General features: G+C 34.5%; 23 protein-coding genes and 1 riboswitch. Of the genes, 8 read left to right on the plus strand and 15 right to left on the minus strand.

The window, feature by feature from the left end:
• Positions 1 to 102: 102 nt before the first annotated feature.
• The gene (locus Q73A0000_RS10385) at positions 103 to 354 is read right to left on the minus strand and encodes a type B 50S ribosomal protein L31 (protein ID WP_193810897.1); all 252 of its coding nucleotides are present in this window, start codon (positions 352 to 354) and stop codon (positions 103 to 105) included.
• A 185-nt stretch (positions 355 to 539) separates the two neighbouring features.
• Between Q73A0000_RS10385 and Q73A0000_RS10390 the strand changes: the two genes are divergently transcribed.
• From Q73A0000_RS10390 to Q73A0000_RS10420, 7 genes are all read left to right on the plus strand, one after another.
• On the plus strand, positions 540 to 1,925 hold the full coding sequence (locus tag Q73A0000_RS10390) for a hypothetical protein (protein WP_193810898.1): 1,386 nt from the start codon (positions 540 to 542) through the stop codon (positions 1,923 to 1,925).
• A gap of 230 nt (positions 1,926 to 2,155) precedes the next feature.
• Positions 2,156 to 2,482 carry a nucleotide pyrophosphohydrolase gene (locus Q73A0000_RS10395; RefSeq protein WP_193810899.1) on the plus strand — a complete coding sequence of 109 codons (327 nt, stop codon included), beginning with the start codon at positions 2,156 to 2,158 and terminating at the stop codon, positions 2,480 to 2,482.
• Between the two features lie 22 nt (positions 2,483 to 2,504).
• Positions 2,505 to 3,737, plus strand: a complete 1,233-nt coding sequence (locus Q73A0000_RS10400; protein ID WP_193813700.1) for a 3-phosphoshikimate 1-carboxyvinyltransferase — start codon at positions 2,505 to 2,507, stop codon at positions 3,735 to 3,737.
• A 230-nt stretch (positions 3,738 to 3,967) separates the two neighbouring features.
• Positions 3,968 to 4,798: a 5'-nucleotidase, lipoprotein e(P4) family gene (locus tag Q73A0000_RS10405; protein WP_193810900.1), complete on the plus strand. Its 831-nt coding sequence runs from the start codon at positions 3,968 to 3,970 to the stop codon at positions 4,796 to 4,798.
• Between the two features lie 29 nt (positions 4,799 to 4,827).
• Positions 4,828 to 5,616, plus strand: coding sequence for an SDR family oxidoreductase (locus tag Q73A0000_RS10410; RefSeq protein ID WP_193810901.1), 789 nt, complete (start codon positions 4,828 to 4,830; stop codon positions 5,614 to 5,616).
• Between the two features lie 49 nt (positions 5,617 to 5,665).
• Positions 5,666 to 6,331: a hypothetical protein gene (locus tag Q73A0000_RS10415; RefSeq protein ID WP_193810902.1), complete on the plus strand. Its 666-nt coding sequence runs from the start codon at positions 5,666 to 5,668 to the stop codon at positions 6,329 to 6,331.
• Between the two features lie 70 nt (positions 6,332 to 6,401).
• Complete coding sequence (locus tag Q73A0000_RS10420) at positions 6,402 to 7,079, plus strand: hypothetical protein (protein WP_193810903.1); 678 nt, start codon at positions 6,402 to 6,404, stop codon at positions 7,077 to 7,079.
• 98 nt (positions 7,080 to 7,177) lie between these two features.
• Here the strand turns inward: Q73A0000_RS10420 and metF are convergent, their stop codons facing one another.
• From metF to Q73A0000_RS10455, 7 genes are all read right to left on the minus strand, one after another.
• Positions 7,178 to 8,134: a methylenetetrahydrofolate reductase [NAD(P)H] gene (gene metF, locus Q73A0000_RS10425; RefSeq protein ID WP_193810904.1), complete on the minus strand. Its 957-nt coding sequence runs from the start codon at positions 8,132 to 8,134 to the stop codon at positions 7,178 to 7,180.
• On the minus strand, positions 8,135 to 8,812 hold the full coding sequence (locus Q73A0000_RS10430; protein ID WP_193810905.1) for a hypothetical protein: 678 nt from the start codon (positions 8,810 to 8,812) through the stop codon (positions 8,135 to 8,137).
• Positions 8,813 to 8,880: 68 nt separating this feature from the next.
• A complete protein-coding gene (gene metH / locus Q73A0000_RS10435; RefSeq protein ID WP_193810906.1) occupies positions 8,881 to 11,541 on the minus strand; it encodes a methionine synthase in 2,661 nt (886 codons plus the stop codon).
• A 219-nt stretch (positions 11,542 to 11,760) separates the two neighbouring features.
• Entirely contained in the window at positions 11,761 to 12,213 is a 453-nt protein-coding gene (gene tnpA, locus Q73A0000_RS10440; protein WP_193810907.1) for an IS200/IS605 family transposase, read from the minus strand.
• Positions 12,214 to 12,481: 268 nt separating this feature from the next.
• Positions 12,482 to 13,492, minus strand: coding sequence for a homocysteine S-methyltransferase family protein (locus Q73A0000_RS10445; protein WP_193810908.1), 1,011 nt, complete (start codon positions 13,490 to 13,492; stop codon positions 12,482 to 12,484).
• A gap of 26 nt (positions 13,493 to 13,518) precedes the next feature.
• The gene (locus tag Q73A0000_RS10450; protein ID WP_193810909.1) at positions 13,519 to 15,057 is read right to left on the minus strand and encodes an ACT domain-containing protein; all 1,539 of its coding nucleotides are present in this window, start codon (positions 15,055 to 15,057) and stop codon (positions 13,519 to 13,521) included.
• Positions 15,047 to 15,997, minus strand: coding sequence for an alpha/beta fold hydrolase (locus Q73A0000_RS10455; RefSeq protein ID WP_193810910.1), 951 nt, complete (start codon positions 15,995 to 15,997; stop codon positions 15,047 to 15,049). Before Q73A0000_RS10455 ends, Q73A0000_RS10450 begins: the two co-directional genes overlap by 11 nt.
• Before the next feature lie 53 nt (positions 15,998 to 16,050).
• Positions 16,051 to 16,154, minus strand: a riboswitch (SAM riboswitch).
• 113 nt (positions 16,155 to 16,267) lie between these two features.
• Here Q73A0000_RS10455 and Q73A0000_RS10460 point away from each other — a divergent pair.
• Complete coding sequence (locus Q73A0000_RS10460; RefSeq protein ID WP_193810911.1) at positions 16,268 to 18,892, plus strand: MGH1-like glycoside hydrolase domain-containing protein; 2,625 nt, start codon at positions 16,268 to 16,270, stop codon at positions 18,890 to 18,892.
• Between the two features lie 61 nt (positions 18,893 to 18,953).
• Here the strand turns inward: Q73A0000_RS10460 and Q73A0000_RS10465 are convergent, their stop codons facing one another.
• The 7 genes from Q73A0000_RS10465 to Q73A0000_RS10495 all read right to left on the minus strand — a co-directional run bounded on the left by Q73A0000_RS10465 (position 18,954) and on the right by Q73A0000_RS10495 (position 26,020).
• Positions 18,954 to 19,382, minus strand: a complete 429-nt coding sequence (locus Q73A0000_RS10465; RefSeq protein WP_193810912.1) for an OsmC family protein — start codon at positions 19,380 to 19,382, stop codon at positions 18,954 to 18,956.
• An 81-nt stretch (positions 19,383 to 19,463) separates the two neighbouring features.
• Positions 19,464 to 20,786, minus strand: a complete 1,323-nt coding sequence (locus tag Q73A0000_RS10470) for a DUF58 domain-containing protein (RefSeq protein WP_193810913.1) — start codon at positions 20,784 to 20,786, stop codon at positions 19,464 to 19,466.
• Between the two features lie 284 nt (positions 20,787 to 21,070).
• Positions 21,071 to 22,078, minus strand: a complete 1,008-nt coding sequence (locus Q73A0000_RS10475) for an AAA family ATPase (RefSeq protein ID WP_193810914.1) — start codon at positions 22,076 to 22,078, stop codon at positions 21,071 to 21,073.
• 50 nt (positions 22,079 to 22,128) lie between these two features.
• A complete protein-coding gene (locus Q73A0000_RS10480; RefSeq protein WP_193810915.1) occupies positions 22,129 to 23,286 on the minus strand; it encodes a DUF4350 domain-containing protein in 1,158 nt (385 codons plus the stop codon).
• A gap of 26 nt (positions 23,287 to 23,312) precedes the next feature.
• The gene (locus Q73A0000_RS10485; RefSeq protein ID WP_193810916.1) at positions 23,313 to 24,101 is read right to left on the minus strand and encodes a DUF4129 domain-containing protein; all 789 of its coding nucleotides are present in this window, start codon (positions 24,099 to 24,101) and stop codon (positions 23,313 to 23,315) included.
• Positions 24,091 to 25,059 (minus strand): DUF4013 domain-containing protein, encoded by a 969-nt coding sequence (locus Q73A0000_RS10490; RefSeq protein WP_193810917.1) that lies wholly within the window; start codon positions 25,057 to 25,059, stop codon positions 24,091 to 24,093. Before Q73A0000_RS10490 ends, Q73A0000_RS10485 begins: the two co-directional genes overlap by 11 nt.
• A complete protein-coding gene (locus Q73A0000_RS10495) occupies positions 25,016 to 26,020 on the minus strand; it encodes a stage II sporulation protein M (RefSeq protein WP_193810918.1) in 1,005 nt (334 codons plus the stop codon). Before Q73A0000_RS10495 ends, Q73A0000_RS10490 begins: the two co-directional genes overlap by 44 nt.
• Between the last annotated feature and the right edge of the window lie 22 nt (positions 26,021 to 26,042).

Raw genomic sequence — 26,042 nt, forward strand, 5'->3', positions numbered from 1 at the left:
TCTTTTATACTTCATCGCTTCCGCCATGTATGAAACAAATTTACACTAAAAAAAGTCTTTCAAGAAACTTGAAAGACTTTAATTATCATTAAAATTCGAAAATTACTTTGCGAATTTTTTGTACTTGTTCATGAATTTGTCAACTCTACCTGCAGTATCAACTAATTTCACTTTTCCGGTATAGAAAGGGTGAGAAGTTGAAGAGATTTCCATTTTGATTAATGGATAAGTTGATCCTTCGAATTCAATAGTGTCTTTGGTATCTGCAGTAGATTTGCAAAGAAACATCTCGTCGTTACTCATATCTTTGAAAACAACAAGTCTATAATTTTCTGGGTGGATTCCGTTTTTCATAACTAAATTTATTTTTTAATAATTAAAGCTTTGCTTTCGAAATAGTAATGGTATTTCTCTGCCAAATTTTAGACCGCAAAAGTACAAATATTTTTCTAATCTCCAAATAGTATCTCAACTAAATTAATAATTTTTCTGTTCAACATTTTTAATTAAATTTGAAACCTACATCTACTCCTACATAAATGAACAAATTTAAACTTATTCTCGCTTTCGGATTTTGGACCTTATTAACTGTAATCAGTTGTAATAGAGATGACATCAACTTTGAAAGCCCTTCTCAACTGTTGCGCTTCTCAGAAGACACTCTTTTCCTGGATACGGTTTATAATCAAGTTCGCTCGGAAACTTATGCCGTAAAAATTTACAACAACGAAGATAAAGATGTCATGATTCCGAAAATCTCTCTTGAAAACGGAGCTGGATCTCTTTATAGAATTAATGTTGATGGAAAAGCAGGAACCGATTTTACTAATATTCCGTTGAGAAAAAAAGACAGTTTATATATTTTCGTAGAAATTGCACCGATTGCGAATGCGCCAGAAGCGATTGCCGAAGATCGTATTAATCTTCAAACGCCGGCGGGAAATCAGCACGTGACTTTATTTTCCGTAGTTCAGGATGCTGAATTTTATATTGAAAGTAAAACGAATCCGAATGTTTTAAGCTCCAATACCAACTGGACGAATGATAAAGCAAAAATCATTTTCGGAGATTTGACGCTTGCAGATGGGACCACCTTGAATATTCAAAAAGGAACTAAAATTTATTTCCATAAAAACAGCGGTTTGAAAATTTCTAAAAACGCCAAGCTTAATGTCAATGGTGATTTAGGAGAAGAAGTTATTTTCCGTGGAGATCGAAATGATACAAGATATGACACCATTCCTAAAAACTGGCAAGGAATTTCGATGGATCCTAATTCTACTTTAATCATGAATTATGCAAAAGTTTTCGGTGGAACAGTTGGTTTAGCAATGAATCAAACGACGGCAACTATTGAAAACTCTATTTTCCATACGCATCAGGAATTTGGGATTTTGGCCATCAATTCTAACGTTACCGCTAAAAACTTAGTAATGAACAATTGTGGTGAAGCTGATTTTGGAATTTTCAAAGGTGGAACGTATAACATCACCCACTCTACTTTGGCGAATTACTGGAATCTGAATTCCGCAATGGCGGGGTTGGGATTGTACGCGACCAACGAATACAATAACGGTACTTCGATTGAACAAGGTGCTTTGACTTTGAATATTAAAAACTCGATTATTTATACCGATAATGACAACGCAGTTCTTTTTAAACCAACTGCTGGACAAACTTTTAATTACAGTTTCCAAACGTCTTTATTGAAATATGGAAGTACGGCAAACTATAATGTAGATGCAGGTTCAATTAAAAATCAAGATCCGAAATTTCAGAATTATTTCACGCAAAAAATGAACTTGAGACTGAAAGATGATTCTCCGGCAAAAGGAAAAGGAAATGCTGCTGTTGCGGCGACTGTTCCTCTGGATATTGTAAAAGTCTCGAGAACTGTAAACCCGAGTATGGGCGCTTATCAATAGAATACGGTTCTTTCAATTTTAAACATCTATAAAAAGGAGCGGAATCTGCAGCCCGACTTGAACGGAAATCCTTTTTTTTGCGAGGGCAAAAGCATAGGCAAAAAGATTGGGAGTGGAAGGCGGAAATCGCTGCCATAAAAAAACAATAAAAAATTAAAAAAGATTCGGCTTCGCCAAATGTCTGCCCAAATAAAAAAAGAGATAAATTTTATCCTACTTAATTTCAAAATATGGAAATCACAAAACTTCAGGAAGAGGTTGACGAATGGATTAAAAATATAGGCGTTCGGTATTTTAACGAACTCACGAATATGGCGATGCTTACTGAGGAAGTTGGTGAAGTAGCCCGAATTATCGCCAGAAGATATGGCGAACAAAGTGAAAAGGAATCTGACAAAACGAAAGACCTTGGTGAAGAATTAGCTGATGTTTTATTTGTTACTTTATGTTTGGCAAATCAGACGGGAACGAACTTGCAGGAAGCGTTTGACCGAAAAATGAAAGTAAAAACGGACCGCGACAAAGACCGTCATCAGAATAATGAGAAATTGAAATAATTTATAAAACAATCAGATGAAAATGAGGCTGGAAAAATCAACCTTAAAAGACAATGAAACCATTAATATAAGCGGTTCGAAAAGTATTTCGAATCGTCTTTTGATTTTGAGCGCTCTGTTTGAAAACCTGACGATTGAGAATCTTTCGAACTCTCAGGATACGCAACTTTTACAAAAAGCTTTGGAAAGCGAGGGCGAAATTATCGACATTCATCACGCCGGAACTGCGATGCGATTTCTGACTTCTTATCTTTCGATTCAAGAAGGGAGAACGACGGTTTTAACAGGTTCTGATCGCATGAAACAACGTCCAATTCAGTATTTAGTTGATGCTTTGCGAAATTTAGGCGCTGACATTTCTTATCTGGAAAAAGAAGGTTTTCCACCTTTAAAAATCGTTGGTAAGAAACTGGAAAAAAGGGCAGTCTCGATTCCGGCGGATATTTCGAGTCAGTTTATTTCTTCTTTAATGTTGATTGGATCGAAATTAGAAAACGGTTTAGAGATTAATTTGGTAGGAAAAATAACCTCACGACCTTATTTAGAAATGACTTTGAAAGTCCTGAGAAATGTAGGAATTGCCAATCAATGGGAAGATCAAATTATCACGATTTTTCCGAATATTCAAAGTGATAAAAGTTCGCAAATCACGAAATGCATTACGGAAAGTGACTGGAGCTCTGCGTCCTATTTTTATTCTTTGGCAGCGATTGGAAGAAAATCGATTAACCTTAAAAGTTTCCGTCCGCACTCGCTACAAGGCGATTCTGTAATCAAAGAAATCTATTGGGATTTCTTCGGCGTGAATACAATTTCGCAAGGTTCGGAAAGTAAAATTTCATTAATGCCAGAAAGCACTTTCGTTTTTCCAGAACTTATTTCATTGGATATGAATGATTGTCCGGATATTGCGCAAACGCTTTGTGTAACGGCAACGGCTTTAAAAACCCCATTTGAGATTACAGGATTATCGACTTTAAAAGTAAAAGAAACCGATCGTTTGGTTGCGTTGAAAAATGAACTTTTTAAAATCGGCTGTATTTCTGAAATCACGGAGGAATCTATATATTCGACAAAATTCTTCGAGCCGAATGAAATCACTTCTATCGAAACGTACGACGATCACCGAATGGCAATGAGTTTCGCCCCATTTTGCTTGATTAAAGCTTTAACGATTGAAAATAAAAACGTGGTAGAAAAATCCTATCCGCAGTTTTGGGAAGATTTTGACATTGTTACAAAAACTATTCTTTAAAAGACTGTTTAAATTTAACATTAAAAAACAACCACAAAGTCACAAAAGTTTTAAGTAAAAACTACTTCTGAAAGATCACATAAGTTCCGAAAATTAAAAATTTTCAACTTTGTGTTTTAGATATTTTCAAAATTGAAAACTAGGTCGTACGTGAATAATGTGTTTTATTAAAAATTTAAACAGACTCTAAACCACTTTAAAATTAATTTTAAATAAATATCTTCAAAATAATGAAAACTTTAAAAATAACTGCCGTCTCCATTTTAATGGTCTTTATGACTTCTTGTAAAGTTGTTGTCAATACTTCACCGGATCAAACAGCTGGGAATTCAAAGCAATCGCTCCATAATATTTCGTTAAATGGAAAAGTTTTCTCGGCAGTTTGGCAACAAAATGCTGGTGAATTTCGTGCTTTGTGCTATCAAGCGTTTAATCTTGCTCAGTTGAGAATTGATGAGAATTTAAAAAAACCATCAAAAAGACCTTTAGCTATTATTACAGACATCGACGAAACTTTTTTAGACAATTCGCCGTACGCCGTGACAGAAGCTGAACAAGGAAAAGATTACGATGCAAAAACCTGGATGAACTGGACCTCAAAAGGTGAAGCAAAAGCATATCCCGGCTCGCTGAATTTCTTTAATTATGCTGCTTCAAAAAAGATAACGATTTTTTATATTTCAAATCGTGCTGAATCGGATAGAATTGGAACCCTTAAAAATCTTAAAGATTTAGGATTTCCAAATGCTGATGACGCTCATCTACTATTGAGAGGTACCACTTCTGATAAAGAAGCACGACGTTTAGAAGTTTTAAAAAATTACGATGTCATTATTTATATGGGTGATAATTTAGCAGATTTTTCAAAAATATTTAATAAAAAACCACAAACTGAGCGCAACGAACTGGTTGATCAAAATTCTAATGAATTTGGAAAACGTTTTATTATGTTGCCAAATTCAGGTTATGGAGATTGGGAATCGGCGTTGAAAGGATATAATAATCAATTAACACCTGCAGAAAAAGACAAAGTGATGTTGGAAAATCTGCGCGGATATTAATTATTTTAAGAAACCTTTACTTTAAAAGAATGACAATACTTATCACCGGAACTTCTGCCGGAATTGGTTTTACTTTGGCTGAATATCTCGGCAAAAAAGGACATACCGTTTTCGGCTTAAGCAGAAAAAATATAGAATCCAATTATTTCAAAACGATTCCGACCGACATTACAGATAATGCTCAAGTTCAAAATGCTATTGCCAAAGTTTTAAAGACTGAAACTAGAATCGACGTGCTGATTAACAACGCTGGAATGGGAATGGTTGGCGCAGTGGAAGATTCCACTCAAGAGGAAATTCTAAAATTATTTAATTTAAATCTCGTTGGTTCTGTACAAATGATGACCGCTGTGCTGCCTAAAATGCGCGAACAGAAATTAGGAAAGATCATTAACATTTCAAGTATCGGCAGTGAAATGGGACTTCCGTTTCGTGGATTTTATTCAGCGTCGAAATCAGCTTTAGATAAAGTGACAGAAGCAATTCGTTATGAAGTTTCTCTCTGGAATATTCAGGTTTGCACTTTACATTTAGGCGACATTAAAACCAATATTGCTGAAAATAGAGTAAAAACTAAGGTTTCTGAACCGTATCAAAAAACCTTTAACAAAGTATATGCGATAATGAATTCTCACGTCGATGACGGAACAGAACCAATCGAAGTCGCAGAATACATTGAAAAATTGTTAGCTAAAAAATCCTGGAAAGCTCATTTTTACTTCGGAAAATTCGGACAGAAAATTGGCATTCCCTTGAAATGGATTTTGCCCCAAAATCTTTATGAAAACTTGATGAGGAAATATAATCATATGGATTAATTTATATTTAAAATAAAAGTATATTTACAAGATCTTTAAATAAAATACAATGAAATCGTTAATAACTTCAATTCTTCTCATTGCAGCATCAATATCAATGAATGCTCAGGCAAATATATTTAATGAAGCTTATCGTTTCAATAAATTCATGGATAAAATCAATACACCAAAAGGCCAGCTAACTTACGGTGACATTGGTGGGAATGCTTATTATAACGATACATTTGTATCAGCGAAAATAGAAAATGCAACCACTTTAATAAACGTGCGGTATAATAAATACACCGATACCATGGAGATTTTGAAAGATGGAAACATTTATATTTTGCCAAAAACTGAAAAATATTCTAAAATCGAGTACGTTAATTCACCTGAGGTTTTGGTGTATCTGAACTCTGGAGAAATGGAAGGTTATTATTTCGAATTGGTTCCTGGCAAAAACCGTTTGTTGAAAAAGCTTAAATCTGAATTCAGACCTGAAGTTCCAGCAGTTAATTCATTTACCTCAGCTGTTGCGCCAAGATTTGAAAATATAAATCCAGTTTATTATTTCGAAATTAATAACCAATTTGTAAAAGTTCCAAAAAACACCAAAGATTTCGTAAATCAATTCTCAGCGAACAAAGATGAGATTGCAGAATTCATTAAATCCAACAAATTGAAAATCAACCAAGAAGTAGATTTAGTTCGAATAGCAAAATTCATTAATAAGTAAATTTCCAACATCATTTCAGCAAGTTTCACAATCTAAAGTCCGTTAAATTATATTTTTAAAAATTGAAAATATGAATCGATTCATTGGTCTACTTTCACTGTTAATTACTGGAACCATTTTGCAGGCTCAACAAATTAGTTTGGGTGAAATTTCCCGTAATGCCCGTTTCAATCAACAAATTGATGAATCTAATAACGGAAAAAGCAAGATTAAATATTCAGACATTCAGGGAATCCCCTATTATTATCCTCAATTCACCAACGCAAAAATTGGCGACACCTCAAGTACGGTTCCTCTTCGATACAATATTTTTTTAGACACGATCGAAGTGGTGGAAAAAGAAGATGTTTACGAACTTCCAAAAGACGAGCCTACTCCAGCGTTTACGTTTCTAACAACTAAAGAGAAATTAGTTTTTGTAAAAACCGACGATTTATATTCCGGATATTTCTTCGAATTAACTGATGGGAAATATCGGATATTAAAAAAGGTGAGTACAAAATACTTACCTGCTACTCCCGCACCAAATACTTTAATAGCAGGAAGTCCAGCACAATTTATTCCTCAAAAATCTATTTATTTTATTAAGACCGAAAATCGTTTTATTAAGATGCCGAAAAGCACTAAAGAATTAGCAGCTGAATTACCGGAAAAAGCAAAAGAAATAAAAGATTTCATTGATAAAAATAAAATCAAACTAAACCGAGAAGAGGATTTAATAAAATTAGGAAATTTCCTGAATCAATAAATTAACGATAGAAAAAGCCAAGTTTTAAAAATTTAAAATTTGGCTTTTTCTTGTAAATCATTACACTTTCATCCATAGACGATTCTTAATTAATTTAATTAAAAAAGTTCCCGAGCGATTTTTTTAATATTATCACTTTTACCCATCGAGTAAAAATGCAAAACAGGCACTCCAAAATTCAATAATTCACGACATTGATTAATCGTCCATTCGATACCTATTTGTTTTACGGCGGCATTATCTTTTGCATTTTCGATCGCTGAAATTAAATCTTCCGGCAAATCGATTTTGAAAACTTGTGGCAGAAGTTGCAATTGTTTCTTGGTTGCAACTGGTTTAATCCCTGGAATAATCGGAACATTAATTCCAATTTCACGGGCACTTTTTACAAAATCGATGAATTTTTCATTATCAAAAAACATCTGAGTAACCACATAATCTGCACCGGCATCTACTTTTTGTTTCAGCCATTTTAAATCATAATTCATCGATGGCGCTTCGATATGCTTTTCAGGATAACCTGCAACACCAATGCAAAACTTGTTATTTTCGTCACTGAAATTTTCATCATGTAAATATTTTCCACGTCCCAAATCATTCATTTGACACACCAAATCTGTGGCGTTTTTATGGCCGCCGATTGTGGGTTCAAAATACTGTTGCCCTTTCATTGCATCACCACGCAACGCCATCACATTTTCAATTCCGAGATACATACAATCTACCAAAAGATATTCAGTTTCTTCTTTGGTAAAACCGCCACACAAAACATGTGGAACGGTATCTACATTATATTTATGTTGAATCGCCGCACAAATCCCCAAAGTTCCCGGCCGCATTCTCGTGATTTTTCGTTCCATCAAACCGTTGCCTTTATCCAGATAAATATATTCTTCCCGTGAAGTTGTAACATCGATAAATGGTGGTTTAAACTCCATTAAAGGATCAATGTTTTTATATAAATCTTCGATTCCTGTTCCTTTGGTTGGTGGAATAATTTCTATGGAGAACAACCTTTTTCCGTTGGCGTTTTTTAGATGATCTGTGATTTTCATTTACTTATTTTCGTTTTTTTTAATTTCGCCGACCCAAACATCATCAGTCTTTAAATAATGGTAAGTTTTATTTTCTTTATTTTCATCTATAAACTGATAGATTCTATGTTCAGATTTTAAGAAGTTTTCAAACCATTTTTTAGAGTCTAAATAATCTTTTTTTGAAGCGTATTCATCTTCTTCTCCAACTTCGTTATCGTCAAATACCTCTTCCGAAGAACAATGCTCCCAAGAAAAATTGCTTAATAATTCATTTGTTTCTTTACTAAATTCATTTTCTGGAAAGTCTAGTTTTTCATCATTCTCAAAAAAAACATTTTCGTACCATTCAATTTTATCACCTATCGCGCACACAACTTGACTTTCTCTGAAGTTTGGAAAGAAAATCCAAATTTTCAAATAATAATCTACTTGTAATTTGTCTAATTCTATTTTCCAATTTTTATAAATTTCTATGAATGATTCGATATTTTTTTCACGAAACTCTCCATTTGGTTCGGGATAAGGGTATTTAGTACGAAGTAAATCGCTCCAAGGACGAACCATCCATTTAGAAGTCAAATAATTATATTCCTTTAAAAGTTCTTGATCGAAAAACAAATTATATTTTTTCCATTTTTCAATATTTCTCAAGAGTTTATTTTTCCCTCTTATCTTTTTGAATTTTTGTTTTTTCATTGTTAGTTAATCTATCAATTAGAATTTAGTTAAGCGCTGTGAGTTAAAACTTTAACAGTGCTCATTAATTAATCTGCTAAATTCGGACTCAGCCATTTTCTCGCAAATTCTAAATCAACACTTTTTCTTTCTGCATAATCTATCAACTGATCTTCTGAAATTTTTCCAACTCCAAAATATTTCGATTTTGGATTTCCAAAATAATAACCGGAAACGGCAGCCGTTGGAAACATGGCCAGACTTTCTGTTAATTCTAAACCTATATTTTCTTTGACTTTTAATAAATTCCAAATCGTAGTTTTCTCCAAATGATCTGGACAAGCCGGATAACCAGGAGCCGGACGAATTCCCAAATATTTCTCGGCGATTAAATCTTCATTTTCTAAAGTTTCATCTTCTGCATAACCCCAAAATTCTGTTCGAACTTTATGATGCAAGAATTCCGCAAAGGCTTCTGCTAAACGGTCGGCTAATGCCTTAACAATAATTGCGTTATAATCATCGCCATCATCGTAATATATTTTCGCCAATTCTTCTGTTCCGAAACCAGTTGTTACGGCAAACGCTCCGACATAATCTTGTTTGCCTGAACTTTCAGGAGCAATAAAATCACTCAAAGCGTGATATTCTTTTCCAGCAGATTTCTTCAGTTGTTGTCTTAAAGTATGGAATTTCGCTAACTGATTTCCCTCCTCATCGTAAACCAAAACATCATCTTGATTGGTTGAGTTTGCAGGGAAAATTCCGAAAATTCCTTTTGCCGTGAATAACTTTTCATCGAGAATTTTATCAAGTAAAACTTTTGCTTCCTTAAATAATTCTGTGGCCTGTTCACCGACGACCTCATCAGTCAAAATCTGCGGGAATTTCCCGTGGAGTTCCCAACTTCTGAAAAATGGAGTCCAGTCCATAAAGTCCAGCAATTCTCGTAAATCCTGATTTTCTATAATATGAATTCCTAAATTTTTAGGTTTTACGATTTCTTCATTTTCCCAATCGATGGTAAAGTTTTGTTTTCTCGCATCTTCAATGGAAACATATTCTTTATCAATTTGGCGGTTCAAAAACTTCTCGCGGAAATCCTCATACTCGACTTTTAAATCAGCTTTATATTGCACATTATTATGATCCAACAATTGAGAAACCACACCAACCGCTCTTGAAGCATCATTCACATGAACGACGGTATGCCCATATTTCGGAAATATTTTTACCGCAGTATGTGCTTTCGAAGTTGTAGCACCTCCAATTAACAAAGGAAAATTTAGATTCTTTCTCTGCAATTCATCAGCAACGTGAACCATTTCATCTAAACTCGGGGTAATCAATCCGCTCAATCCAATAACATCAACTTGATGATCAATCGCTGCCTGAATAATTTTGTCAGCAGGAACCATCACTCCTAAATCGATGATTTCATAATTGTTACAACCCAAAACTACACTCACAATATTTTTACCAATATCGTGAACATCACCTTTTACAGTTGCCATTAATATTTTTCCGTTCGGTTTTTGTTTTTCATCCTTTTCTGCTTCAATGTAAGGTTGTAAATAAGCCACAGCCTTTTTCATTACGCGCGCAGATTTTACAACTTGCGGCAAAAACATTTTTCCACTTCCGAATAAATCGCCGACAACGCCCATTCCGGTCATTAAATTAATTTCAATAACATTCAACGGTCTTTTAGAACCTGTTCTTGCTTCTTCTACATCTTCTATGATGAAACGGTCGATACCTTTGACTAAAGCATGGGTAATTCTATCTTGTAAAGGCTCTTTCCGCCATTCTAGTTCTTCTACAAATTCTTTCTTGGTTGATTTTACTCTTTCAGAATAATCCAATAATCTTTCGGTCGCATCATCTCTTCGGTCGAGCATCACGTCTTCAACCAATTCCAATAATTCTTTCGGGATTTCATCATAGACTTCCAACATGGTCGGATTCACGATTCCCATATTCATTCCCGCTTTAATCGCATGATATAGAAAAACAGAATGCATCGCTTCCCGAACATTATCATTTCCTCTAAACGAAAACGAAACGTTCGAAACTCCGCCACTCACTGAAACATTCGGTAGATTTTCACGAACCCATTTTGTAGCGTCGATAAAATCCAAAGCATTTCTTCGGTGTTCGTCCATTCCGGTTGCAACGGGGAATATATTCAAATCGAAAATAATATCTTCGGAAGGAAAACCAACTTTGTTGACCAAAATATCATATGATTTTTTGCAGATTTCTATTCTTCGGTAGTAATTGTCGGCTTGTCCATTTTCATCAAAAGCCATTACAATTACTGCTGCGCCGTATCTTTTAATGGTTTTCGCATGATGAATAAATTCCGCTTCGCCTTCCTTTAAACTAATGGAATTTACCACACATTTTCCTTGAACGACTTGCAATCCGGCTTCAAGAATTTCCCATTTCGAAGAATCAATCATAATAGGAATTCGCGAAATATCGGGTTCTGAAGCGATTAAATTCAGGAATTTCACCATCGCGTATTTTCCGTCAAGTAATCCATCATCAAAATTGACATCTAAGATTTGTGCACCGCCGTCAACCTGATCACGGGCAACATCAATGGCTTCTGAATATTTTTCCTCTTTAATTAATCGAAGAAATTTTTTAGAACCAGCGACATTGGTTCGTTCTCCAACATTAATAAAATTGGATTCCGGCGTTGTAATTAAAGGTTCGAGACCTGAGAGTTTTAGATATTTCATTTTTTCTTATTCTTTTTAAAAGCCACGAAGTGGCGCAATCATCAGCATTATGTGAAGCGCAATGAATTGGCGTTATAATCAACATTGGAAAAACCCAATGAAACAGAGCATTTTCATATACAAGCCACGAAGTGGCGACATCAATAGCATTGGGTGCAGCCCAATGAAAATAAACGGTGTGAATCAAAGCCACGAAGTGGCGAAATCCTTGACCATATTTTAATCCCAAACATATCTTTCATCATATTCAACATCATATTTCTTTAAAAATCCTAAAAATTCTTCCTGAAATGATTTCTTTTGATGATGTTCTTCCTGATTAATAATATATTTTTTCACCACTTCAATTTCAGTCGGATTTACCGAAAATGCTCCATATCCATTTTGCCAATAGAAATTTTCGAATTCCTTACCTTTTGTTTTGATCCATTTTGAAGAATGTGACTTTACCTCTTCCAGCAGTTTCATTAAGGCAATCTTCTTTGATAATAAACATAAAATATGAACGTGATCTTTATGTCCACCAACTTGAACCGGATTACATTCCAAATTTTTACAAATACCTCCTAAATAATTAAACAATTCTTCTTGTATTGCTTCTGTTATTAAAGGACTTCTGTGTTTGGTACTAAAAACCAAATGCACATAGATTTTGTTTAAAGATTGTCCCATTTTTTTTGTATTTATTGTAATTACATATATAAAATTTCTGAATTCATACGGCTGCACTTTGCTTAGTTATGTTTTTGATTTCAGTCTTTCAGACCTTAATTTATTTCTTTCGTATTCTATATTCATTGGGCCGCGCTTCGCTTACCCAATGCTATTGATTGCGCCACTTCGTGGCTTTACGGTGATATTCAACAATTTATCAATGTAACATTTTACCACTGTCTTACGATGATTCATTCATGTTCAATTGCTATCGATTTTTACAGTTTTAGATTTTGACGCTAATTTTTCTAGGTTCATAATCCTTCACCAAATCTGCAATCGCTTTAATATGTGGTGGTGTCGTTCCACAACAACCTCCAATAATATTGATGAGACCTTTTTCGGCATATTCGCGAATTTGTTCTGCCATGAATTCTGGACTTTCATCGTATTGACCGAAAGCATTTGGTAATCCAGCATTTGGATAAGCCGAAATAAAGAAATCTGAATTTTTGGATAAGGTTTCTAAATAAGGCGTCAACTGTTTCGCTCCTAAAGCACAGTTTAATCCGACACTCAATAAATTTAAATGCGAGATTGAAATCAAAAATGCTTCTGCAGTTTGTCCGCTCAAAGTTCTTCCTGACGCATCGGTAATCGTTCCTGAAACCATGATTGGAATTTTAATATTTCTTTCCTCCTGAATTTCATCAATCGCAAAAAGTGCGGCTTTAGCATTTAAAGTATCGAAGATTGTTTCTACCAAAAGAATATCTGAACCGCCATCTAAAAGTGCTTCTGCCTGTAATTTATACGCCAAACGCAATTCATCAAAAGTGATGGCGCGAAAACCCGGATCATTAACATCCGGACTTAAACTTGCGGTTTTATTGGTTGGTCCCATCGAACCCGCAACAAATCTTGGTTTGTCAGGATTGAGATTGGTAAATTCATCACAAATCTTTCTCGCAATTTTCGCAGATTCATAATTGAGTTCGTAAACCAATTCTTCCATGTGATAATCTGCCATGGCGATGGTTGTTCCAGAAAAAGTATTCGTTTCTATAATATCAGCATCGGCTTCTAAATACTTTCTATGAACTTCTTCGATGGCTTGTGGTTGCGTCAGTGAAAGCAAATCGTTGTTTCCTTTTAAAAAATATTCCCAATCTTTGAATCGTTCGCCGGGGTAATCTTCTTCCGAAAATTTATAGCGTTGAAGCATCGTTCCCATCGCTCCATCGAGGACGAGGATTCTTTCGTTTAAGGCTTTATAAAGTGCTGCTGTATTTTTCATTTTTTTTAAATAAATTAAAATGACGGTTATTTATTTTCAGACAATCTTAGAATATCTCCGAATACACCACGGGCAGTTACTTTGGCTCCGGCTCCGGCACCCATAATTACGATCGGATTCTCGCCATAACTTTCCGTGTAAATTTCAAAAATAGAATCTGAACCTTTTAATTGTCCAAGTGCAGAATTGGCGGGAACAGAAATTAACTGAACATCAAGTTCTCCTTTTTCCTTCTGCAAATCGCCATGTAAGTCGCCTATCAAACGTAGAACATGATTTTCTTTTTGATTCTTTTTCACTTCATCGAAATGAGCATCTAACACATCCAAACTGTTTAGGAAATCATCTTTATCAAGATTCACTAAACTTTCCGGAATTAAACTTTGAACACTGATGTCGCTAAATTCATTACTTAAATCAAGTTCTCTTGCCAGGATTAAAAGTTTCCGCGCTACATCGTTTCCTGATAAATCTTCGCGCGGATCGGGTTCTGTAAATCCTTGATCCATGGCTTCTTTTAAAATGGTAGAAAATTTCTCGTCTCTCACTGAAAAATTATTAAAAATATAACTGAGCGAACCGGAGAAAACGCCTTTAATTCGAGTGATATTTTCGCCCGACAAATGCAGCAATTTAATGGTATCAATTAAAGGTAAACCAGCGCCAACATTTGTCTCATAGAGATATTTTTTATTTTTCTTATTTAAAATATGTCTGAAATTGCGGTATTCAGAAATTGGTAAAGTGTTGAAAATCTTATTTGAAGAAACCAGATCAAAACCATTTTCTGCCAAACGCGTATAATTTTTCACAAAATCTACACTCGCCGTATTATCGACTACGATTAAGTTTTCTAATTGATTAACCTGTGAGAATTTAATTAAAGAATCCATATTCGATTCATGTTCTGCCACTAAAACATCCTGCTCCCAATTTTCATTAAAGCCATTTTTATTAAAGGCAATCTTTCTGGAATTTGCCACCGCAACGATTTTTAAATCAAGTTTTTTACGATTGCGGATTACTTCTGAATTTTCTAATACCTGGTTAATCAAAGTCGATCCAACTTTACCGTGACCAATCATCGCTAAATGAACGGTTTTAGGTTTTGAAAAAATCTCTGCTTCGATGATATTTTTCGCTTTCTCATCTTGACTAGAAGTAACCACCAAATTAATTCGATTCTCTGTAGAGACTTGATTTAGAATCAATGGAAAAATATTATTTCTTCCTAATTCAGAAGTGATTTTATTAAAATCTTTAGCCACAAAACCTAACACGGAAACGTTATTAACACTGAAAATTTGATTTACTTTCCCCGATTTTCTCTCGCTTTCGAACTCGTCGATCAAACAGTTTACGGCTTTTTCAGAGTCGCTTTCGTTGACTAAAACTGAAATCCCGTTTTCTACGGCTTGTTGAGAAATTACACCAACGCTAATTCTTGCGTAAGTCAATGCCTTAAAGATTCTGCCATCAATACCGATTTCACCTAAGAAATCTTTTCCTTCGAATTTGATGATTGATTTATTTTTTAAAATCTTTATTTCGTTATTATTTTTCATGAATGATATTATTTAAAATTTGATTGAGTTGTTCGTATTCCATTAAAAAAGCATCGTGCCCGTGAATGGATTTTATTTCGTGATAAAAAGTGTTTGATTTTATAGGCATTAAAGAATCTCGACATCGATGCATTTCAAAAGCTGGAAAAAACAAATCAGAATCAACACCGATGAGATGAATATTTGCTTCGATTTTATTTAATTGTTTTTCATCTGTATTAATGGTCATTAACAAATGATTCATCAATCGATAAGCCTCCAGACTAAATCGCCCGTTTAATTTTTCACCGTGGAAATTGAGCCAGTCATGGGAATTTAAAATTTGCTTTTCAGGATGAATTTCGTTTTTAAATCTTTCGTTTAGAGATGCAGGAGTTCGATAACACAACATGGCGTGTACTCTGGCTTTTTGCAAAGGTTGATGTGGTTGATCCAACAAATATTGCTGAACCAAACATTGTGCATTCAACCAATCAGATGTTTTATAATCACACGCAATCGGAACAAAATTTTCTGCCAGATCAGGACTAATCGCTAACATTTCCCAACCAATCGCGCCTCCCAACGAACCGCCAATTAAAGTATGAAGTTTAGAAACTTTTAAAAATGATAAACCTTGAAGGAAAATATTTGCAATATCTTTCGGTTTAAAATCCTGGTAATTTTCAATTAAATTTCCATCGAAACCGTTTCCTGGAATATTAAAACAAATGACAGAGAAAGTATTGGTGTCAATGATTTTGTCTTCACCGATTAAAGAATTCCACCAACCGTTTTCTCCAGCAACATTTGAATTTCCGGTGAAAGCATGATTGACCAAAACAATTGGCGCAGAATGTAATTCCTGACCAAATATTTGATACGACAAATCGATATCAAGGATTTTTCCTGATACTAACTGATGATTTTTGATTTTGATATGTTGTAGCGAAGTTTTCAATTTTTCTTAAAATTAAAATTGAAAATGCTACCTGAGAAAGGTAAAAATAGTTTCTGTTATCTCTTCCCAAATAGGGATAGAATGTAGCACCTTCTCCGTTTCCGAAGGGTTGCCAAGGTTTCATTGAGTCTAATCTCTCCACCTTTCTTAATAACATTTTCAAATATGTAAATGAACTTATTTCGGTGCAAAGGAAAGCATTAAAATATAACCTCACAAATTTTAGGAAAATTTTTTATTCCTTAATTTCGCAGCAGAAATTATTTTAGAATGACGACGGAGAAAGAAAGAATGCTCGATGAAAACTGGAAAACCTGGGGACCTTACGTTAGTAACAGACAGTGGGGAACGGTTCGTGAGGATTACAGCAATAATGGAAATGCCTGGGGATATACCACTTACAATGACGCAATCAGCAGAGCATATCGCTGGAGTGAAGACGGAATCGCAGGAATCTGTGATGCAAAACAACGGTTATGTTTTGCCTTTTCTTTTTGGAATCGAAAAGACAAAATGATCAAAGAACGTTTCTTCGGCTTGAGTAATCACGAAGGAAATCATGGCGAGGATGTAAAAGAAATCTACTATTATCTCGACAATACACCGACGCATTCCTACATGAAAATGGTGTATAAATATCCGATTAACGAATTTCCTTATGATCATTTAATTGCAGAAAACAGAAGAAGATCAAAACAAGATCCCGAGTTTGAATTAATCGATACGGGAATATTTAATGATAATAATTACTTCGATATATTCATTGAATATGCTAAAATCAATCATGATGATTATTTGATTCGCGTCACTGCAAAAAATAGAAGTGGACATAAAGCACCGCTGGTTATTATTCCAACACTTTGGTTTAGAAATAATTGGAGATGGGGCTACGGCGAATACGAACCTCACCTAAAATCTTCGGCGAGTGGTGATATTGAAATTCATCATGAGTCTTTATCGGTCATAAAATTATATTCCAGAGATCAAAATACGGAAGCGCTTTTTTGCAATAACGAAAGTAATCCAGCAAAAATACATGGCGCAAGCAGCGAACCAAAATATTATAAAGACGGTATCAATAATTTTCTAGTTCATGACGACAAAAACGCGGTGAATCCTGATAAATCCGGAACAAAAGCGTGCTTCATCATCAACACAGAAATCGACGCGGGAGGAAGTCAATCTTTCGATTTCCGATTGAGTCCGCATGAAATGGAAAATGCCTTCTTTGACTTCGACGATGTTTTTAGTTTAAGACAAAAAGAAGCAGATGAATTTTACGGTGGAATACAGAAAGAGATTACGGATGAAGAAGAGAAAATGATTCAAAGGCAAGCTTTTGCCGGTTTATTATGGAACAAACAATTCTATCATTACAATGTTTCTAAATGGTTGAAAGGTGATCCTAATCTCGAAGCCCCAAGAAATTTCGACCATCATGTTCGAAATAAAGAATGGGAACACATGCAGAACAAAGACATAATTTCGATGCCTGACAAATGGGAATATCCATGGTTTGCGACTTGGGATTTGGCTTTTCACTGTGTTCCTTTTGCGATTTTAGATTCTGGTTTTGCCAAACATCAATTAAAATTATTAACAAAGGAATGGTACATCCATCCAAACGGACAATTGCCAGCGTACGAATGGGATTTCAGTGATGTAAATCCGCCAGTTCACGCTTGGTCAACATTCAGAGTTTTTAAAATTGATCAAATGATTAATGGAAAACCCGACGTTCCTTTCTTGGAAAGTGTTTTTCAAAAATTGTTATTGAATTTTACCTGGTGGGTGAACCGCAAGGATAAAAATGGAAATAATGTATTCGGCGGTGGATTCTTAGGTTTGGATAATATAGGTGCGTTTGACCGAAATATGGAATTCAAAAACGGAGACCATTTAGAGCAAGCCGACGGCACAAGTTGGATGGCAATGTTTGCTTTAAATATGATGCGGATCTCTATGGAATTGGCACAATACAATCCCATTTACGAAGATATGGCGATTAAATTTTTCGAGCATTATTTATATATCGCTGAAGCCATGGAAAATATTGGCGAAACGAAAAATGGTTTATGGAATGACGAAGACGGATTTTTCTACGATCTTTTACAATTAAATAATGGTGATTCTATTTCATTAAAACTGAGAAGTATTGTTGGTTTAATTCCTTTGTTTGCCGTAGAGATTGTGGAACACAGTATGCTGGAAAAACTACCAAATTTTCTGGATAGAATGCTATGGATTCTTAAAAACAAACCTCATCTCGCAGATTTGGTTTCGCATTGGGAAGTAGAAGGAAAAGGCGGAAAACATATGATGAGTATTCTGCGGAAAACCAGACTGAAAAGAGTTCTAAGTAGAATGGTCGATGAAAATGAATTCCTGTCTGATTATGGAATTCGCTCGATGTCGAAAGTGTATGAAAAAACTCCGTACGAGTTTAATATTAACGGTAAACATTTTAAAGTAAAATATACAGCAGCCGAAAGTGACAGTAGCATGTTCGGCGGAAACAGCAACTGGCGCGGTCCAATTTGGTTTCCTATTAACTTCCTGATTGTAGAAAGTTTACAGCGTTTCCATTATTATTATGGCGATAGTTTGCAAATCGAATATCCAACCAACAGCGGTGAAAGTCGCAATCTTGATTTTGTTGCGAATGATTTAAGTAAACGACTCTACTCTATTTTCAGTAAAGACGAACGCGGAAACCGACCTTTCAATGGTGGAAATGAATTATTGAATCACAATGAATTCTTTAAAAATTACATTATGTTTCATGAGTATTTCAATGGCGATACCGGCGAAGGAATTGGTGCTTCTCACCAAACTGGCTGGACGGCGACGATTGCAAAATTAATCCAACCGAGAATGGGCTCGAGACCGAAATAGACTATAATTAAAAAGCAGCATTTTGAAATGCTGCTTTTATTCTTTTTAAGAGGAAATTTATTTATTCTCCAACTTTCTCTCCATTCACAAAAACCTCATAATTCACCGTTACATTTGGTTCCATGGTTTTTGAAACAGAACAGTATTTTTCGAAAGATAATGCTGCGGCACGTTCTGCTTTTTTGGGGTCGATATTTCCTTCTAGCATAAAAGAAACGGTAATTGTTTTAAACGGTTTTGCTTCATCAACCTGAATTCTCTCACCTGTAACTTCAGCAGAAAACTTGGTGATTTCCTGTCTTTGCTTTTTTAGGATTGAAACCATATCGATTCCACTGCAACCTGCGACGGCCATAAGAATAGTTTCCATCGGCGAAACTCCTTCTTTACTCTCCGATTGCGAAGTATTGTTTAAAAGTATTTTGTTGCCCAATGAATTGGTGCATTCAAATAAATAATCGTCGTTGATTCTATTAAGTGTAATTTTCATAAAATTGGAGTTTTAAATTATTAATGAAAATATTTAATCTAAAAACATCTCATTAATAATAGGTAAAAGTAGGAATTTTAATTACAAAATCCCTCTCGCTTTTATTTCTAAATATTTATTAATGACTTCGATATTCAAATTTTCAGGTAAAGTATAAACCGTATAAATTCCATATTTTCGAAGTTCCTGAATAATTAATTTCTTTTCGTACTCGAATTTCTCCGCGATAATTTCGTCATAAACTTCCTGAATATTTTCGGGATTGGTGTTGATTAAACTTTGAAGTTCAGAGTTTTTAAAGAAAATGATTACTAACAAATGGTTTTTAGCAATTCCACGCAGGTATTTCATTTGACGGTTTACGGCATCCAAAATTTCAAAATTGGTGAAAAGCAAAATCAAACTTCTTTGTCCAATCGTGTATTTTACATCCTGATACAATCTGCTGAAATCACTTTCGTATGAATTGGTTTGAATATTATAAAGTGCTTCCGAAATCTTTCGCAACTGTCCCGATTTATTATCAGCAGCGACTTTATATTCCGTTTTCTTCGAGAACGTCATCATTCCGGCGCGGTCATTTTTTTTGAGAATAATATGACTCAAAGCCATCGTTGCATTAATCGAATAATCGAGCAAACTCAACCCATTGAAAGGCATTTGCATCGTTCTGCCATTATCAATCAGCATGAAAATCCGTTGTGATTTCTCATCCTGAAACTGATTCACCATCAACTGATTTCGTTTCGAAGTCGCTTTCCAGTTAATCGTTCGCACATCATCGCCGGGAACATATTCTTTGATCTGTTCGAATTCCATCGTGTGCCCAAGTTTACGGATCTTTTTAATTCCACCTAAAAGAAACTCATTTTGAAGCGCCATCAATTCATATTTTCTTAAATGAATAAATGACGGATAACTCGGCAACATTGCTTCTTTCTGAAAAGTAAATCTCTTAGAAACCAATCCTAAAGGTGATCGCGCAAAAACATTAAGATTACCAAAACTGTATTCACCGCGTTCTTTCGGTTCGAGGATGTATTCAAAAAGGATATTTTTATTTTTATCAATGGTTCTTTCAATATTAAAATCACGCTTCTGAAATTGAAACGGAATCTCATCAATCACCTTTGTTTTAATCGTAAAAGGATAATTGTTTTTTAAATCAACTTTAATCGAATTCTGATCGCCATTTGATAATTTCTCCGGTAAAATTCTTTGGGCCTGAATTGCATTTTTTTGATTAAAAAGAAGCATATAATCCACAATAAAAGCGATCACGACCAAAGTCAATAATCCATGCGCAACCCACATCAAAACCGGAAAGAAAAAAGCCAAAATATAGGTAAATCCCACGCCGAAAAGCGTGAAGAAAAAACGGTTATTGATGTATAGGTTTTTCATTGTTGTTTTAACATATAAAATTTTTTACCGCAAAAGAGACAAAAGTTTTGTGCTTCAAAAAGTTAATCAAAAGATTGCAAATTTTCTGTTACTTAAATCTTACAAAAAATTATCTTTACACATAAGTCACATTAGTTCTCTAGTCAATTACAAAGTTTACATTAGTTTGTGCGATTTAATCTCCGAAGGAAATCTTAATAAACTTAACCCCTAAATAAATCTTAATGGTTAAATTTTAAATTATGTTTTAAACTTTTTTGCAATTACTTATTGCTTATTTGCACTTATCTCGGAATTTCAATCGCTTCTAAAATCTGACGAATAATTTCATCAGCAGTTAAACCCTCCATTTCGCGTTCTGGGGAAACCATTACTCGATGGCGAAGAACGGCATAACTTGCTTCTTTAATATCTTCCGGCGTTACAAAATCTCGTCCGCGAACGGCGGCAAATGATTTTGAAGCCGTCAATAAAGCCAAACTCGCTCGTGGCGACGCACCCAAATACAAAAATTGATTTTCTCTCGTGTTCACAATAATTTTTGCAATATATTCTAGCAACTGAGTTTCTACGACAACATCTTTTACCAAATTCTGATACGTCTTCAACTGCGCTCCGGAAATCACTCTCTGAACGGCATCGGTTTTATCTTCTAATCGGTTTTCATGTTGGTTTTTAATGATTTCAATTTCTTGCGAAAGATTTGGATAACCGACATTTATTTTAAACAGAAAACGGTCGAGTTGCGCTTCTGGAAGTCGATACGTTCCTTCATGCTCAATTGGATTTTGAGTTGCAACAACCAGGAAAGGTTCCTGCATTTCGTATTGTTTTCCGTCCATTGTAATTTGGCGTTCTTCCATGACTTCAAACAAAGCGGCTTGCGTTTTGGCTGGCGAACGGTTGATTTCATCAATCAAAATAAAACTGGAAAATATAGGTCCTTTTTTAAATTCAAACTCAGAGTTTTTAACATTGAAAATAGAAGTTCCCAAAATATCAGACGGCATTAAATCCGGGGTAAACTGAATTCTGCTGAAACCAACATCGACCGCTTTTGCCAATAATTTTGCAGTAATGGTTTTCGCCACGCCCGGAACACCTTCGATCAAAACATGTCCATTCGATAAAAGTGCGACCAACAAATGTTCAATCATCGATTCCTGCCCGATAATCACTTTTCCGATTTCTGCTTTTACCTGTTCCAAACTTTGCTGAAGTTCGGTCATATCCAATCTGGAATGAAATTCTGTATTTGTATTTTCTTGATTTTGATTTTCAAAATTTTCCATAATTATATTGGGTTCAATGGTATTCTATTTTAACTTAAATTGCTTCATTTTTAAAGTAAAATCTCGTCTAATAATTTATTCATTTTTATTAAATCTGATTGCATCACGCTTGCATAAGGATCTTGTCCTTTCTTAATTAGTTCGGTGGCTTCCTTGATTTTTTCTACACTTTTTCCGGTTTTCAAATGAAGAAGATGAATGAATTTTTCATCTAAATCTTTGGTATCAATCAACAAATCAATTCGGACGCGATTGAGGAAATATTGTGCTTTCTTCGCCATCATATCGTGGAAATCGCCTTCCTGTAAGTAGAGATTCCCGATGCTTTTTACAAACTCAACGGATTTATTTTTCTTCGGTTCGATGATGGGAACAATTCTCTGTTTCCGTTTTGCATTAAAAATGATGAACAGTAAAAGTCCGCCTAATAATAACCACCAAGCATAACGCAAACTAGGATTGGCCAAAATAAATCGCAACGGTGAACGGGATTCGGCTACATTTTTATTATCACCAGAAAACCAAACCGTTTCGCGGTCAGGAAGATAAGAAAACACATCCTGCACATATTTTTCATTTCCGGGTTTTAGCAAATAATAATTGGTTAAAATCAAAGGTTCTGAATGCAAATAAAGATGACCTTTTCCATGATTAACTTTAATGAAATTAGCCATTTTACTGTCACTTTCTTCTTTTCCTAAAATTTCGTGATCTTTTGAAATCAATTCAAATCCTTTTCCAGACGGTAATTTATCTAACTTTAAAGAATCAGACGCAAACTTATTGTCCCTCAATAACAACAAATTAAAATCTTCATAACTAATCCTCGACAACGAAAAACCTAAAGAATCGGAAATACTCTGATGAAAAAAATCCGAAATTACCATGGCATCCGAACCTTTCTCTACGTTCTCCAAAATTTTATTCCAGGATTCAGAATCCAGTTTAGATTCAATGATTAAAATATTATGCGGTTTTAATTTTTGAGTTTTATAGAAATCATAAGGGGAAAGATCGGTTCGTTTTACCTTATTATTTAAAAGATGATTCGCTTCTTTGCTAAAGATGTACAAACCAAAAGGCGACTTTTCATTAACATCGAAATTCTTACGCCAATCGGTCACATCAGATTTGCTGAGTTCCAGCAACGCCAAAACCACCATCACAATGATGAAAATTAAACCATATAATCTGAACGTTTTATTCATATTTAATTAAAACCAAAAAGGCTTTCCTATATCTTATAATTTAAAAACTTCTGTTTGAATTGAGTATAACTTTCTTCATTAACTTCAAATTCGCCATACCAGACATAGTCGAAAATATAAGCCAGGTCTTTGAAATTGGATTTTAAATCATTCGTTTTTAACTCTGATAAATAATCCTTATTTGTTTTTTCCGGATTCCAATTGATGAGTTTTTTATCTGCCAGTTTCTTTAAGACTAATAAAAACTGATAACGAACGGCGGAACGGTAATCTTTCTGTCTTTCAAATTTCTCGATGCTTTCACTGAAATTAATTTCGTGGATATTTTCCTGAAGATCCTGATTTTCGATATTGATTTTTTTATTCTTCTTGCTGAAAAAGAAATTTCCGTCTTTGCCCAGTAAAAATTTAATTAAAAAATAAAGGATAAACCCGATAATAATTACGGAGAAAATCCGCATAATGTTTTCCGCATAAGAAGCCGTTTTGTTTTGATCTACTTTTCCAAAAATCGATTCCAGAATTTTCTTTATTCTTTTCTGAATCTTTTGCCAAAGCGATTCTCTAGGCTTTATCGTTGTGTAATCGTAATCGGCGCCTTTGTACTTGGACTGAAAGTTATCCTCAAAACTTTTTGGAAAAATAATATTATCAGTCGTCGGATTTTTGAGCAAGAGAGAATCGGTATAAAATTGTTCGTTATTGCGAACTTCTAACGAGTCTTTAAAACTTGACATCGGTGGTGGCGGAAGTTCCTGAGAATTTCCGGATATGAATTGTAATAGAAAAAAGAAGAGGAATATCCTAAATTTCATGGGTGCCAATCGTGTCGATTTCTGATAAGTCTACATTTCGGTGAAGGTCGGTTCTGCTGTCATAGTATTGCAAACCAGAGTTTACAAAAATCAGGTTAATCATCATAAATGAAAGCAAAAGTGAAAAGCCATAAAACAGAAAAAACACAATTCCCATAGAACCTTCAAATGGATTTTGTTGGAATTCTCCAGTTTCGGGAACAGTCAATATTCCACCAAAAATAAACATCATCGGAATCATGGTGAAGATCGAAGTGATCGTTTGAATAATAAAATACATCACAATCGTTGAACCCCAATATTTCCAGAAAGGAGATTTCTCTCTTCCATTTTTATAGGAAAACTGTGCTCTCACAGCATAACTCAAAGATTCAAAAAAACCTTTATTCGTATTGAAATAATCGAACATTAAAAAATTAACAACGTTTACCAACGCTGGCCCAAGTAATATCAATAAAAAGAATCCGATAAGAATAAACATTAAAACTACTGATAACCCGAAAACAATCATTGCTAAAGGAGTTACGATGAAAAACAATCCTAGGAATAATTTTAAAAACCTACCGATATTATTTTTTAAATCACTCAAAATCTCATCGGCTTTAATGTTTTTATTTCCTGTTTCCGTCAATCTTTTCAGATATAAAATTGGGTAAGAATAGGAAATCATCGTCACCGCCAAAAACAGAATAAAAACGATTGTTGACACTAAAATCAGCATCACTGAATTTTCTTGAAAGTAGGCTTCGAAATAATAGTTTTGTCCACTCGTATTGGAACCCATCATTTGCGAAAATATTTCCCGATACCCAAAAACGAAAATAATAACCATCAGAATTAATAAAATCCCGTTGATCAAAAGATAATTTTTGAAATAGTTTTTTCCGTGCTCTTTAAAAAAAGCAAACGTGTCACTAATGAACGCTCCGAAGTCCCGTTTCTGATAAAATTGCATCATGTATTTTTGATTTTTTTGCTACTAAATAAGGATAGATAAAATAATAATAACCGATTAAAGAAAGCGTCCCGAAAATAAGAAGTCCATTTAGAAATCCCGGCATTACCAAAGCATATCTGGTTACATAACCTTCAATAATTCCTGCGACAATCGTAAATGGAACGGTGCTTAAAAATATTTTAAAGGCATCTTTAAAACCTAATTTAAAGGAATTAAAACGCGAATAGGTTTTAGGAAATAAAATCGACGCTCCTAAAATTAAGCCTGCCATTGCTTCCACAACCATGCTGAAAATTTCGAAAACACCGTGAAGCCAAATTCCGCTTGCACTTTCTTTCAACGCTCCATGTTCATGAAAAAAATATTGAAACGCTCCAAGCATAATACTGTTTTGCAACAATGCATACAAAGTTCCTACTCCACCGAAAACACCATACATAAACAGAACAGCACCAACCTTTAGATTATTAAAAATAATAGAAATCGCACTTCCCCAATTTGAACCTTGTTGATAAACACCAACTGCATTTCCTTTTTCAATATTCTCAATCGTCTTATTGACGTACTCATCACCCAAAATAATTTCTACAAATTCTTTATCGTAATACGCTGAAATAAAACCAATTAAAGTAAATAGTATAAAAAACCCAAAGGCATAAAATAAATACCTTCGATAGTGATATACCAAAAGTGGAACTTCAGTTTTAAAGAATTCATACAAACGGTTTTGCTCTGTTCTTTTGGTTTTATAAATTCTTTGGAAAATAAGTGAAGAAAGATTGTTCAGGTAAACCGTCGTTTTACTTTTCGGGTAATAAGTTTGCGCAAACGATAAGTCATTCACCAAATTAATGTACAGCGAAGAAAGGTCATCCGGATTTTTTTTAACTTTTCCTGCGATAACCTGCTCGATTCCCAACCATTTTTCTTTATTTTGTTTGATAAACGCAACCTCTCTCATCTGATGCTAAAATAATAAAAAT

Origin of the sequence: Kaistella flava (ex Peng et al. 2021) (genome assembly GCF_015191005.1) — a bacterium.
In the GTDB taxonomy this organism is placed as follows: domain Bacteria; phylum Bacteroidota; class Bacteroidia; order Flavobacteriales; family Weeksellaceae; genus Kaistella; species Kaistella flava.

What these genes read in the sequence shown, in the direction of transcription:
- Q73A0000_RS10385 (WP_193810897.1), bottom strand. Translation starts at nt 354, where the DNA reads ATGAAAAACGGAATCCACCCAGAAAATTATAGACTTGTTGTTTTCAAA.
- Q73A0000_RS10390 (WP_193810898.1), top strand. Translation starts at nt 540, where the DNA reads ATGAACAAATTTAAACTTATTCTCGCTTTCGGATTTTGGACCTTATTA.
- Q73A0000_RS10395 (WP_193810899.1), top strand. Translation starts at nt 2,156, where the DNA reads ATGGAAATCACAAAACTTCAGGAAGAGGTTGACGAATGGATTAAAAAT.
- Q73A0000_RS10400 (WP_193813700.1), top strand. Translation starts at nt 2,505, where the DNA reads ATGAGGCTGGAAAAATCAACCTTAAAAGACAATGAAACCATTAATATA.
- Q73A0000_RS10405 (WP_193810900.1), top strand. Translation starts at nt 3,968, where the DNA reads ATGAAAACTTTAAAAATAACTGCCGTCTCCATTTTAATGGTCTTTATG.
- Q73A0000_RS10410 (WP_193810901.1), top strand. Translation starts at nt 4,828, where the DNA reads ATGACAATACTTATCACCGGAACTTCTGCCGGAATTGGTTTTACTTTG.
- Q73A0000_RS10415 (WP_193810902.1), top strand. Translation starts at nt 5,666, where the DNA reads ATGAAATCGTTAATAACTTCAATTCTTCTCATTGCAGCATCAATATCA.
- Q73A0000_RS10420 (WP_193810903.1), top strand. Translation starts at nt 6,402, where the DNA reads ATGAATCGATTCATTGGTCTACTTTCACTGTTAATTACTGGAACCATT.
- metF (WP_193810904.1), bottom strand. Translation starts at nt 8,134, where the DNA reads ATGAAAATCACAGATCATCTAAAAAACGCCAACGGAAAAAGGTTGTTC.
- Q73A0000_RS10430 (WP_193810905.1), bottom strand. Translation starts at nt 8,812, where the DNA reads ATGAAAAAACAAAAATTCAAAAAGATAAGAGGGAAAAATAAACTCTTG.
- metH (WP_193810906.1), bottom strand. Translation starts at nt 11,541, where the DNA reads ATGAAATATCTAAAACTCTCAGGTCTCGAACCTTTAATTACAACGCCG.
- tnpA (WP_193810907.1), bottom strand. Translation starts at nt 12,213, where the DNA reads ATGGGACAATCTTTAAACAAAATCTATGTGCATTTGGTTTTTAGTACC.
- Q73A0000_RS10445 (WP_193810908.1), bottom strand. Translation starts at nt 13,492, where the DNA reads ATGAAAAATACAGCAGCACTTTATAAAGCCTTAAACGAAAGAATCCTC.
- Q73A0000_RS10450 (WP_193810909.1), bottom strand. Translation starts at nt 15,057, where the DNA reads ATGAAAAATAATAACGAAATAAAGATTTTAAAAAATAAATCAATCATC.
- Q73A0000_RS10460 (WP_193810911.1), top strand. Translation starts at nt 16,268, where the DNA reads ATGACGACGGAGAAAGAAAGAATGCTCGATGAAAACTGGAAAACCTGG.
- Q73A0000_RS10465 (WP_193810912.1), bottom strand. Translation starts at nt 19,382, where the DNA reads ATGAAAATTACACTTAATAGAATCAACGACGATTATTTATTTGAATGC.
- Q73A0000_RS10470 (WP_193810913.1), bottom strand. Translation starts at nt 20,786, where the DNA reads ATGAAAAACCTATACATCAATAACCGTTTTTTCTTCACGCTTTTCGGC.
- Q73A0000_RS10475 (WP_193810914.1), bottom strand. Translation starts at nt 22,078, where the DNA reads ATGGAAAATTTTGAAAATCAAAATCAAGAAAATACAAATACAGAATTT.
- Q73A0000_RS10480 (WP_193810915.1), bottom strand. Translation starts at nt 23,286, where the DNA reads ATGAATAAAACGTTCAGATTATATGGTTTAATTTTCATCATTGTGATG.
- Q73A0000_RS10485 (WP_193810916.1), bottom strand. Translation starts at nt 24,101, where the DNA reads ATGAAATTTAGGATATTCCTCTTCTTTTTTCTATTACAATTCATATCC.
- Q73A0000_RS10490 (WP_193810917.1), bottom strand. Translation starts at nt 25,059, where the DNA reads ATGATGCAATTTTATCAGAAACGGGACTTCGGAGCGTTCATTAGTGAC.
- Q73A0000_RS10495 (WP_193810918.1), bottom strand. Translation starts at nt 26,020, where the DNA reads ATGAGAGAGGTTGCGTTTATCAAACAAAATAAAGAAAAATGGTTGGGA.